Below are 11,715 nucleotides of genomic sequence, written 5' to 3' on the forward strand. Positions count from 1 at the left end.
GAGTTACGGCGGTTATGGCGGAGGGGAAACGCCCGGTAACATTCCGAACCCGGAAGCTAAGCCCTCCAGCGCTGATGGTACTGCACTCGGGAGGGTGTGGGAGAGTAAGACGCCGCCGGACATCTTCTAGTGCAGGGCCACCCAGTTGCGGGTGGCCCTGCACTGCGTGTTCCGGCGATATCGCCATAAGGAAGGATGTACCCGTGAGTTCAGGAGCGCACGGCGGAGACCGTCCGCGCCGCCAAGACGATCGTCCGGACCGCCGAGGCGGCCGCGACGCATCTGGGTCGCGCGACGGTCGTCCGCCCTATCGCGGAGATCGCGATTCGCGCGGCGGCTCGGGCGATCGAGGCGGTTACCGGGGCGGCGACCGCCCCACCGGAGGCGGTCGCGACGACGACCGCCGGGACCGGCCTGCCGCCCGAGACGGCGGGGGCGGATCCCGGGACGGTGGCTACCGCCGGGACGGCGACGACCGACGTGGCGGCGGCTTCCGTAGCGGACCGGGCGGAGCTGGCTCCGCCGGGGGTCGGGATTCTCGCGGTGACCGCGACTTCCGAGCCGACCGTGGGCGCGACGACCGTGGGCGCGACAACCGGAGCACTGGTGGCGCGGGATCCCGGGGCGGGGATTCGCGACCTGGTGGTTTCCGGTCGGGACAGCGGGACGGCGAGTCCGGTCGCGGATATCGCGACAGTGGGCCTCGCGACGATTCACGTGGCGGCGGTGGGGGCTTCCGCGACGGCGGCGGTTACCGACGCGCAGGCGATGACCGGCAGGGTGGTTTTGGCGGCGGCGGTTCTCGAGGCGGCGACTCCGGCTCGGGACGCCCGGACTCCCGGCCGGGCTACCGTGCGGGCGGATCGGATTCGCGGGGCGGGAACCGGACCGGTGGCTACCGGGAAGGTGGCTATCCGTCCGCTCGACGTGACGACCGTCCAGCACGTGACAGCGCTCCTCGCGGTGACTACGGCCGGGACGCCCGCGACGGCTCCCGGGATCATCGGAGTGCCGATCGCGACCAGCGCACCGGCGGATACCGCGACGACGCGCGGCGGACCGACGACCGGCGTGGCGGTGGCTTCCGGGCCGAGGGTGGTTACCGGGGTGGCTCGGGTACCCGGCCGGGTGGTGACGATCGTCGTGGTGGTGGCTTCCGCGGTGAGGGCGGCCAGGGTGGTTACCGGGGTGGCTCGGGTACCCGGCCGGGTGGCGACGACCGCCGTGGTGGCCGTGACTCGTACGGTGATCGTGACTCGCGTGGCGGCGGTTACCGGGATCCTGCCGGCCGGGACGACGCCGGCCGGGACGACGCCCGGCGTGGCGATGACCGGCGTGGCGGTGGTTCCCGTGGTGAGGGCGCTTCGCGTACCGGCCCTGGTGGTGACGATCGGCGTGGCGGTGGCTTCCGCAGCGGGCAGTCGCGCGGCAGTGACAACCGGAGTGCTTCGCGTGGGACGGGGAGCGGCTATCGGGGCGGCGAGGGCGGCCAGGGCTCCGACAGCCGGAAGGGCGCGGGCTTCCGGGGGCCGGATCGGGACGGTTTCCGTGGCGCGGACCGTGGAGCACGTCGTGACGACCGGGACTCTGCACGGACGTCGGGGGACCGCGCCGAGCGGCCGCGTACGGATGCTGGACGGCGAGGTCCGGCGGCGCGCGACGACGCCTATCCGCGCCGGACTGACTCGGATCGGGGATCGGCCGGGGAAGCTCGTTTCGGTGCCGACCGGCGGGATCGGGGTGACCGGACGGCCGGTGCGTCCAGGGAGCCGCAGGGTCCGGCAATTCCCGACGAGATCGCCGCTACGGATCTCGACACCGCAGTCCGGGCGGAGCTGCTGTCCCTGGCCAAACCCGTCGCCGAGACGGTGGCACGGCACCTCGTAGCGACAGGTCAGACGATCGACGAGGATCCGGCACTCGCCCTGGAACACGCGCTCGCGGCACGGCGGCTCGCAGCACGGATCGCGGCGGTGCGCGAGGCGGTCGGACTGGCGGCCTACCGGGCGGGCGAGTGGCAGACCGCCATCGCCGAACTGCGGACGTACCACCGGATGAGCGGGCGACAGACGCACCTGGCCGTACTGGGTGACTGTGAACGAGCACTGGGACGTCCGGAGCGGGCCATCGACCTCTACCGGGGAGCGGACCGCGAGGCGATGGATCCCGCCGGGGCGATAGAGCTGTTGATCGTGGCAGCCGGGGCCCGGGGCGACATGGGTCAACGCGACGCAGCGGTGGCCATGCTTCAGGTCCGCGAACTGACCGCTGCCACGACGGAACCATGGGCACCCCGGTTGCGCTACGCGTACGCCGACGCGTTGCTCGCGGTCAGCCGGCTCGACGAGGCACGCGAGTGGTTCTCCCGGGCGGCTGACGCTGACGAGTTCGGCGAGACCGACGCCGCAGAGCGGCTGTTGGAGCTCGACGGCGTGGTCCTTGAGGGCGATGACGACGACAGCGATGACGACGACAACGCCGACAACGTTGACGACAACGACGAGAGCGACGACGGTGACGGCCCGGACGCCGAGCACGACGACGTGGACCTCGAGGCGGAGGACGACGGCGACGAAGACGGCGCGCAGGAGATCGATGACGTCAACGGCATCGACGATGACGATGATGACGACGAGCTAGCGGACGAGGACGATCTCGAGGGCGAGGAGTCGGAGTTGTCGGGTGCCGAGGTCGGTGCCGGGGAGGTGGCGGCGCTTCCGAGCGAGCCGTCCACCGACTCTGCGCAGGCTGAGGAGCCGGTGTCGGATGTCGTACCAGCCGAGGCCGAGGCCGAGGTCGAGGTCGAGGCCGCGTCGGCTGCGGTCGTGGAGCCGACACGGGCGGACGGCACGGACACGGAGCCGGACACGGAACCGGACGGTGAAGGAACCGGTTCCGCAGGTCCGGACGGTCCGGCTCGGCCCACCGACTCGTGAGTGTTCTGGCGCCGGGCAGCCGGCTGGTCGACGCGTACGACCTGGTGATCTTCGATCTGGACGGCGTGATCTATCTCGTCGACCGGCCGATCGAGACAGCGGTCGCGGCGGTCGGTCGGCTGCACGCCGAGGGCAAGCCCTTGGCGTACGCGACGAACAACGCCTCGCGGCGCGCGGCGGAGGTTGCGGCGTTGCTCTCCGGCATGGGCCTCGCCGTCGGGCCGCACGAGGTGCTCACCTCGGCGGCAGCGGCGGCGGGGCTCCTGGCCAACCGGTTTCCGGCGGACTCACCGGTGCTCGTGGTGGGCGCCGAGGCGTTACGGGCCGAGGTGCGTGCCGTCGGGCTGCGCCCCGTCACCCGACTCGAGGACGGGCCGGTCGCGGTCGTGCAGGGCTACGCGGCCGAGATCTGCTGGGCGGATCTCGCCGAGGCGGCACTCGCGGTGCGGGCCGGCGCGGAGTGGTTCGCCACCAACACCGACCGGACGCTGCCGACGGCGCGGGGCCCCGTACCGGGGAACGGTTCGTTGGTGGCGGTGCTGCGGACGGCGCTGGAGCGGGAGCCCGACGTGGTGGTGGGCAAGCCCGCTCCCGCGTTGTTCACGGCCGCGGCCCGGCAGGCGGGCGCGACCCGACCGCTGACGGTCGGGGACCGGCTGGACACCGACATCGAAGGCGCCGTCCGGGCGGGACTGGACAGCCTGCTCGTTCTCACGGGGGTGACGAGGCCGGCGGAGTTGCTCCAGGCGCCTGCGTCGGCACGGCCCACCTACGTGGCGAACGATCTGGGTGGGCTGTTCGACCCGGCCCAGGTGGTGAACCTGTCCGCGCATCTTCCGGTCGGACCCGGGCCGACCGGATCCGGGGCCACGACAACGGCGGCCAGTGGCTGGCAGGTGTCTGTCGACGGGGCGACGGCCCTGCTCGCCGGCTCCGGGTCGAGCCTGGATGCGCTGGGTGCGCTCTGCGGGGCGACCTGGTCGGGGCAGTCGATCAGCGTCTTCGAGGCGGAGTCCGACTTGGCGCGGTCCGCGCTGCGAGATCTTGACTTGCTGCGCTGACTAGCGGAGGATTCGACCGGTTCAGAGCAGCTTGCGCAGTTTAAGAAGATCGAATGGGTTGGCATTGATCGACATTTGTCGGGAGGCCAGCGCCTTGGGGATGTCCAGCTCGCCCCGGACCAGGCGGATCAGGTCGTCGCTGGTCGTACTCAATGCGACTTTCGCCTTCGGGTCGTCGCCGTCGGTCAGGTCTACCAGGCGCCCGCCGGTCAGCCTGCCGTGGAACGCGGTGTCGAGATCGGTGATCCGGCATGCCAGGGTGCGATCAAAATCGACCTGCTTGCGTACCTTGTCGGCGTTGGCGTCCATCCGGGCCGCCAAGTCTTGCAATGCCTGCCGACACTCCTCAACGCTGGCCATCGCGTCGCCCCCTCGCCTCACGCCACGCCCGTTCCCCGGGCACGGTACCGCACTGGACCGCGTCGGGCGCCCGGTAGCGTGACATCCTGAACAGTCGGCACCCGCGAAAGGACCGAGGTATGCAGGACGCGTGGCGGGCCTACCTTGAGCTGGCCCTCGGGCTGACAGAGGCGTCGAAGAAGCGGGCCCAGACGGCCGCCAGGAGGCTGGTCGGGCAGAGTGGTGCCACGGCCGCCCAACTGCAGACCATGGCCGAGGAGCTGGTCTCCACCGGTATGGCCAATCGGGAGGCGTTGACGAAGATCGTTCGGGTCGAGGTCGACCGGGCGCTCGGCGTCCTGGGACTCGCCAGCACGGACGAGGTCGCGGCGCTGGCCGAGCGGGTACGCCGGCTGGAACGGCAACTGGACGCGGCGCGGGCCGGTGGTCCGGGCGCGGGCGGCGCGGGCCGGGCTGCCGCTCCGCCACCGCCGAGCGGAACCCGGAAGGCGAGTACGGCGGGAAGCTCCGCCAGCGTCCGCCCGGCGGCCGGAGAGGCGGTTGGCGCGACGAGAGTGGGTCCGGCCGCGGCCGACCGCTCCGCGGTGAAGAAGGCAGTGGCCAAGAAGACCGCAGCGAAGAAGACCGCAGCGAAGAAGACCGTGGCGAAGGCGATAGCGAAGACGGCGGTGGCCGAGCAGGCGGCGTCGGCAGGGGGCACCGACACCCCGGCGGCACCGACCAAGGCGGTCGCCAAGCGGTCCGGCGCGCAGAAGGCCGTCGTGGCGAGGAAGGCCGTGGTCGGGAAGAAGGCCGTGGTGGCGAAGAAGGCTGCTCCGCGAAAGGCTCCGGCGGCCAGGCGGTCGCCCGCACCCGGCAGCGGTGCGGCATGAGTCAGGGACCTGTACCCCGCCCGTTCCGGCCGGGAATGGGAGTGCCCGGAGTACCCGGAGTACCCGGAGTACCCCGGTCCACTCCGCTGCCCGGTCCCGCGCCCATTCCGGCGCCCGGTCCGGTGCCGGTCGCCGACCGGAACGACGACGCGGACGGCGTCGGGTCCGGCCACCCCGCCGTGGACGCGGTGCTCCAGGCAATGGCCAACGCGGCTAACCTGCCACCGGCCGACCAGATCGCACAGTACGAGGATGCGCACCGGACCCTGCGGGAAACCCTCGCCACCATCGACCAGGCGTAAGCCCAGTCCCTCGGAGAACCATCGATGGCACGTCGTACCCGGCTCGACGCCGAACTCGTCCGCCGTGGTCTGGCCCGATCGCGGGAGCAGGCCGCCTCGTTGGTCGAGGCCGGTCGGGTCCAGGTCCGTGGCGTACGGGCGCACAAGGTGGCGGCCATGGTGGACCCGGCGGACCCGGTCCGGGTGCTCGGCGCGGATCCGGCCACGGAGTACGTCTCCCGGGGCGGGCACAAGCTCGTCGGCGCCCTCGCGGCGTTCACGCCGAACGGGTTGCGGGTCACCGGCCGGCGGTGCCTCGACGCGGGCGCGTCCACCGGCGGCTTCACCGACGTGCTACTGCGGTCCGGTGCGGCCGAGGTGGTCGCGGTGGACGTTGGGTACGGCCAACTCGCCTGGGCACTGCGGGAGGACGACCGGGTACGGGTATTCGAGCGCACCAATGTGCGTACCCTGACCCCCGACACTGTCGGCGGCACCGTCGACCTCACGGTCGCGGACCTGTCGTTCATCTCACTCCGCCTGGTGCTTCCGGCCCTGCGCGGCTGCACCTCGACGGATGGTGACCTGGTGCTGATGGTCAAGCCGCAGTTCGAGGTCGGCAAGGAGCGGGTCGGAAGCGGCGGGGTGGTCCGGGATCCGCAACTGCGGGCGGAGGCCGTGCTCGCGGTGGCCAGCACCGCCGCCGACCTGGGCCTTGGCCTGGCGGGCGTGGTGGCCAGCCCGCTACCCGGGCCGAGCGGCAATGTGGAGTTCTTCGTCTGGCTGCGCCAGGATGCGCCGGCCCCGGACGAGGCGTTGGTCGAGGCGGCGGTGGCGGCCGGGCCGACCAGTTCAGCCGTGGCACGAGAGGGAGCCCGATGACCCGGACGGCACTGTTGGTGACGCACACCGGACGGCGGCGGAGCACCGAGCACGCCCGTACGGTGGCGGCGGATCTTCTAGCGGCGGGCTTCGAGGTACGGGTGGTGGTCGAGGAGGCCGACGACCTCGACCTCCCCGGGGTGACCCCGGTGAGCCTGCTCGGTGCGGCCGAGGGTGCGGAGATCGTGTTCGCCCTGGGCGGTGACGGGACCTTCCTGCGGGCCGCGGACCTGGCCCGACCGGCGAAGGCGCCCCTGCTGGGAATCAACCTCGGCAAGGTCGGCTTCCTCGCCGAGGCCGAGATCGACGACGTCGACGAGGCGGTCCGGGACGTCGTCAACCGGAACTACACAGTGGACGAGCGGCTCACCCTCGACGTCCGGGCCGAGTTCGAGGGCGGACCGGTGATCGAGTCCTGGGCGCTCAACGAGGTGAGCGTGGAGAAGGGCGAGCGGGCCCAGATGCTGGAGCTGCTCGTCGACGTCGACGGGCGTCCGCTGTCCCGGTACGGCTGCGACGGTGTGGTCTGCGCTACACCGACCGGTTCCACCGCGTACGCCTTCTCGGCCGGCGGGCCGGTGGTCTGGCCGGAGGTGGAGGCACTGCTGCTGGTGCCGATCAGCGCGCACGCGTTGTTCAGCCGCCCGGTCGTCACCGCGCCGACGGCCACCTTCGCGATCACCGTGGACCCGTTCACCACCCTGGCGGTGCTCTGTTGCGACGGGCGGCGCGTCTACGACCTGCCGCCGGGAGCCAGGGTCACCGTGCAGCGTGGCGCGCTTCCGGTGCGGGTCGTCCGGTTGCAGGCCCGGCACTTCACGGATCGGCTGGTGGCCAAGTTCGGCCTGCCGGTGCACGGCTGGCGGGGCAGCCGCCGATAGCGCCGGCCGACGATCCGAGGATCCGACGATCCGAGGCTGGCGGTTCGAGGCTGGCGATCCGAGGATCTGACGATCCGGCGGTCGGCTCGAGGATCGAAGATGCGCGCCGGGTGGTCAAGTGTCGGGCCGCGCTACTACTGTCGGGGGCTGTGCTGGAAGAGCTGCGCATCACCGGGCTGGGCGTCATCGAGGACACCACACTGCTGCTGACCGGCGGTATGAACGTCATCACGGGCGAGACCGGCGCCGGTAAGACAATGGTGGTGACCGGTCTCGGCCTGCTCTTTGGCGGGCGGGCGGACGCGGGTCGGGTGCGTGCCGACCCTGGGCGGGCCGCCGTCGAGGGACGGTTGCGGCTCACCGGCAACGTCGCGTCGGCCGTACATGCCAGGATCACCGACGCCGGCGGCGAACCCGACGACGACGGATCCGTGCTGCTGAGCCGTACCGTGACCATCGAGGGGCGGTCCCGGGCACATGTGGCGGGTCGCAGCATGCCGGTGTCGATGCTGGCCGAGGTCGGTGAGCAGGTGTTGGCCGTACACGGCCAGTCGGACCAGCTCCGGCTGCTCCGGCCGGCCGAGCAGCGGGCCTCGCTGGACCGGTTCGGCGGTCCGGAGCACGAGAAGCTGCTCGACAGCCTGCGTGAGTCGTACACGCAGTGGCGGCGGATTTCGGACGACCTGGCCGACCGGCGGCGCAACGCACGCGAGCGCAACCAGGAGGCCGACCTGTTGCGGTTGGGCCTGGACGAGATCACCCGGGTGGACCCGCAGCCGGGCGAGGACGAGGAGCTCAAGGCCGAGGCACAGCGCCTGGAGCACGCGGAGGGCCTGCGTACCGCGGCGCAGACGGCACAGCACTGCATCGCGGGCGCCGCGGAGCCGACCGACGAGGCCGCCGACGTGACCACCCTGCTGGGGCATGCCCGGCGCACGCTGGAGGCCCAGGCCAGCGTGGACCGTACCCTCGGCGACCTGGGGGCCCGGCTCGAGGAGATGGCCACCCTCGTCGGCGACGTCGCGGCGGAACTCTCCGGCTACCTCGCCGCGCTCGACGCCGACCCGGCCAGATTGCAGGTCATCTACGAGCGGCGGGCCGCGCTGCGCGGTCTGACCCGGAAATACGCCGACGACGTCGACGGCGTGATCGCCTGGGCGGACCGGGCCCGGAACCGGCTGTCCGAGCTGGACAATTCCGACGACTTGCTCGACGAACTGGACCGGGAGCGGCAGCGGCTGGCCGGCGAGGTGACCGAGTTGGCTTCCCGACTCTCGGCGGCCCGCCGCGAGGCGGCCACCAGATTCGCGGCACAGGTGACGGTCGAACTCGCCGGGCTGGCGATGCCGCACGCCCGGATCGAGGTGGTGGTGCTGCCCCGACCGGCCGGCAAGGCCGAGCCGACGCTCGTCGTCGACGGTGTCGAGGTCGGCGTCGGGCCGGACGGTGCGGACGAGGTCGAACTGCGGTTGCTGGCCCATCCCGGCGCTCCGGCGCTGCCGTTGCAACGCGGCGCCTCAGGCGGCGAACTGTCCCGGGTGATGCTTGCCATCGAGGTGGTGTTCGCCGGCTCCGGTGGGCCGCCCACCCTGGTCTTCGACGAGGTCGACGCGGGGGTCGGCGGGCAGGCCGCGGTGGAGATCGGACGTCGGCTGGCCCGGTTGGCCCGCAGCCACCAGGTCCTGGTGGTGACGCATCTGCCACAGGTGGCCGCGTTCGCGGACCGGCATCTGGTGGTGGCCAAGGACACCGGTGGTGCGGTGACCACCAGCGGCGTCCGGGTGGTCGAGGACACCGACCGGGCCCGCGAACTGGCCCGGATGCTCGCTGGTTTACCCGACTCCGATCTGGGTATCGCACACGCAGAGGAGCTTCTGGCCGTTGCGGCCCGGGAGCGCCGTAACTGAGGTAATGCGGAACTGAGGCAGTGGAATTGACGAAGGCCGTGGCGGTCGAGCGGCGGTCCCGGCCCGTGGTACCGAATCGAAGGGTGTGACGCCGACCACACCCGGCCGGGCATGAGTATGGTTCCCTTGGGGTGGCGGCCCTGCCCAGGCATGTCGCGACAGAAAGCTCTGCCCCACGTGCCAGGATGGTCAGGATGCGTTTACCCACGTTGCGACGGGCCCGGAGCGCGGAACCGGGCAAAGTTATCGGCACCGCGCGCCTCGACCGACGGACGAAGCGCCTGGTCAGCCGGCTGCGTCCGGGCGACATCGCGGTCATCGACCACGTCGACCTGGACCGGGTGGCCGCCGACTCGCTGGTAGCGGTCGGCGTCGCGGCGGTGCTCAACGCCAAGCCGTCGGTCTCCGGTCGCTATCCGAACCTCGGGCCGGAGGTACTGATCAAGGCGGGGATCCCTCTCCTCGACGATCTCGGTGAGGGCGTCTTCCAGCAGATCCGGGAAGGCGACACGGTCCGGATCGACGGCAACACCGTACTCGTGGACGACGAACCCGTCGGGCACGGCAGCCGACAGGACGCCGAGACCGTGGCCAAGGCCATGGCCGACGCCCGGGAAGGGCTGTCGGTGCAGTTGGAGGCGTTCGCCGCCAACACCATGGAGTACCTCAAACAGGAGCGTGAGCTGCTGCTCGACGGCGTCGGGGTGCCCGACGTCGACACCCCGATCCGGGGACGGCACTGCCTGATCGTGGTCCGGGGGTACGACTACAAGGCCGACCTCGACGTGCTGCGCCCGTACATCCGGGAGTTCAAGCCGGTGCTGATCGGGGTCGACGGTGGGGCGGACGCGCTGGTCGAGGCCGGTTACACGCCCGATCTGATCATCGGTGACATGGACTCGGTCACCGACGACGTGCTGCGGTGCGGCGCCGAGGTGATCGTGCACGCCTATCCCGACGGACGGGCGCCGGGACTGGCCCGGGTGAACGGCCTCGGGGTCACCGCGCAGACCTTTCCGGCCGCCGCCACCAGCGAGGACCTGGCGATGTTGCTGGCCGACGGCAAGGGCGCCTCGCTTCTCGTCGCGGTGGGTACGCACGCGACCCTCGTCGAATTCCTGGACAAGGGCCGGGGCGGAATGGCCTCCACCTTCCTGACCCGGCTCAAGGTCGGCGGCAAGCTGGTCGACGCCAAGGGCGTGAGCCGCCTCTACCGGCAGAGCATCTCCGGATCCTCCCTGTTGCTGCTGGTCCTCTCGGCACTGGCCGCGATGGCGTCCGCCGTCGCCGTATCCACCGTCGGCAAGGCGTACCTCGGGGTGGCTTCCGAATGGTGGGACAATCTGGTGTTCCAACTTGAACAGCTTTTCTAAGCCCAGACTGCTGTCTTCTCGGCCCCCACTGATCAAGAGGCGTTCGTCGTGATCAATTTTCGGTACCACGTGGTGTCGCTCACCGCGGTGTTCCTGGCTCTGGCGATCGGCCTGGTCGTCGGCACCGCGGCGCTCAACGGCCCGGTCGCCGACTCGCTCAAGGATCGGGTCAACGCGCTCAGCAAGAACAACGAGCAGCTGCGCGAATCGGTGAACAGCCTGGAGACCGAGGTCAAGCGCGAGGAGGACTTCGTCACCGAGGCCGCACCGCACATGCTCAAGGGCACCCTCGCCGGTCGGCGCGTCCTGCTGGTCGTCCTGCCCAGCGGGGAGGAGCACGCCGAGGGGGTGACCGAGATGGCGCGGTTGGCCGGGGCCTCGATCACCGGGCAGGTCAACGTACAGGAGAAGTTCATCCACCCCGACAACAACTTCCTGTTGCTGGGTGTGGCGGCGAGAGCGGCCAGACCCACCATCCCCGACGTCGGGCTGCCGGGCAGCGACGGCGTCGAGAAGTCCAGCGCACTGCTGGCCAGCGCCCTGCTGGACCGTCCGGAGGGCGGCTCGCTGGTGACCGACGCGGATCGGCGGGCCGTGCTGGACGACTACAGCGAGGCCGGATATCTGACCGTGAAGGACAAGATCAGCGGGCCCGCCGAGGCGGTCGTGATCGTCAGCGGACAGCCCTACGTCGACCGGGACGCGGCGAAGAAGGACGCCTCGGTGGTCCGGCTGGCCGACCAGTTCGACAAGGCCGGGGTGGCGGTGGTCGCCGGTAGCGGCAGCAGCGGCGGCAACCTCGTGGCGGAGGTGCGCCGCGACCCGGCGCTCGCCAAGACGATCTCCACCGTCGACAACGCCAACACCGTCGCCGGCCAGGTCGTCACCGCGCTGTCGCTCGGCCGGCAGTTCGCCGACAAGGGCGCCGGGGCGTACGGCGTCGGCGCCGGTGCCGAGTCCCTGCTGCCGGAACTGCCCGAGTGACGGCGAGGAGGACGGGCGCCCGCCGCCGGGCGCTCGGCATCGGCGCGGTGCTGGCCGGTGCGGCGCTGCGCGGCGTGCTCGCCGGCCCGTGGACGACCCAGTTGCAGCGCACCAACTTCCGGGGGCGCACCGTCACCCTGGCCGCCGGGCCGGCGCTCGCCGCCGCGGCGGCCAGGAG

Annotated in this window: 9 protein-coding genes, 1 rRNA gene and 2 pseudogenes; 11 read left to right on the top strand and 1 reads right to left on the bottom strand. The window is 71.6% G+C overall.

Annotated elements, in window-relative coordinates; genetic code table 11:
* Window positions 1–4: 4 nt before the first annotated feature.
* The 3 genes and pseudogenes from rrf to I0C86_RS42260 all read left to right on the top strand — a co-directional run bounded on the left by rrf (window position 5) and on the right by I0C86_RS42260 (window position 3,997).
* Window positions 5–121: ribosomal RNA gene (rrf, locus tag I0C86_RS42250) — 5S ribosomal RNA — on the top strand.
* A 1,747-nt stretch (window positions 122–1,868) separates the two neighbouring features.
* A pseudogene (locus I0C86_RS45695) lies at window positions 1,869–2,460 on the top strand (tetratricopeptide repeat protein); the annotation flags it as partial.
* A 472-nt stretch (window positions 2,461–2,932) separates the two neighbouring features.
* Window positions 2,933–3,997 carry an HAD-IIA family hydrolase gene (locus I0C86_RS42260; RefSeq protein ID WP_196206934.1) on the top strand — a complete coding sequence of 355 codons (1,065 nt, stop codon included), beginning with the start codon at window positions 2,933–2,935 and terminating at the stop codon, window positions 3,995–3,997.
* 21 nt (window positions 3,998–4,018) lie between these two features.
* Here I0C86_RS42260 and I0C86_RS42265 read toward each other — a convergent pair whose 3' ends face one another.
* Window positions 4,019–4,357 (bottom strand): SCP2 sterol-binding domain-containing protein, encoded by a 339-nt coding sequence (locus I0C86_RS42265; RefSeq protein ID WP_196206935.1) that lies wholly within the window; start codon window positions 4,355–4,357, stop codon window positions 4,019–4,021.
* A 119-nt stretch (window positions 4,358–4,476) separates the two neighbouring features.
* Between I0C86_RS42265 and I0C86_RS42270 the strand changes: the two genes are divergently transcribed.
* From I0C86_RS42270 to I0C86_RS42305, 8 genes and pseudogenes are all read left to right on the top strand, one after another.
* Complete coding sequence (locus I0C86_RS42270) at window positions 4,477–5,229, top strand: phasin family protein (RefSeq protein WP_196206936.1); 753 nt, start codon at window positions 4,477–4,479, stop codon at window positions 5,227–5,229.
* A gap of 35 nt (window positions 5,230–5,264) precedes the next feature.
* Window positions 5,265–5,531, top strand: a complete 267-nt coding sequence (locus tag I0C86_RS42275; protein ID WP_196206943.1) for a hypothetical protein — start codon at window positions 5,265–5,267, stop codon at window positions 5,529–5,531.
* Between the two features lie 24 nt (window positions 5,532–5,555).
* Window positions 5,556–6,392, top strand: coding sequence for a TlyA family RNA methyltransferase (locus I0C86_RS42280; protein WP_196206937.1), 837 nt, complete (start codon window positions 5,556–5,558; stop codon window positions 6,390–6,392).
* Window positions 6,389–7,273, top strand: coding sequence for an NAD kinase (locus tag I0C86_RS42285; RefSeq protein WP_196206938.1), 885 nt, complete (start codon window positions 6,389–6,391; stop codon window positions 7,271–7,273). Before I0C86_RS42280 ends, I0C86_RS42285 begins: the two co-directional genes overlap by 4 nt.
* Before the next feature lie 149 nt (window positions 7,274–7,422).
* A complete protein-coding gene (gene recN / locus I0C86_RS42290; protein ID WP_196206939.1) occupies window positions 7,423–9,180 on the top strand; it encodes a DNA repair protein RecN in 1,758 nt (585 codons plus the stop codon).
* A gap of 194 nt (window positions 9,181–9,374) precedes the next feature.
* Entirely contained in the window at window positions 9,375–10,553 is a 1,179-nt protein-coding gene (gene steA, locus I0C86_RS42295) for a putative cytokinetic ring protein SteA (protein WP_196206940.1), read from the top strand.
* 48 nt (window positions 10,554–10,601) lie between these two features.
* Complete coding sequence (locus tag I0C86_RS42300) at window positions 10,602–11,537, top strand: copper transporter (protein ID WP_196206941.1); 936 nt, start codon at window positions 10,602–10,604, stop codon at window positions 11,535–11,537.
* Window positions 11,534–11,715, top strand: a pseudogene (locus tag I0C86_RS42305) (hypothetical protein); the annotation flags it as partial. The gene I0C86_RS42300 and the pseudogene I0C86_RS42305, both read left to right, overlap by 4 nt.

The sequence above is a fragment of the Plantactinospora alkalitolerans genome (genome assembly GCF_015690345.1).
Lineage (GTDB): Bacteria > Actinomycetota > Actinomycetes > Mycobacteriales > Micromonosporaceae > Plantactinospora > Plantactinospora alkalitolerans.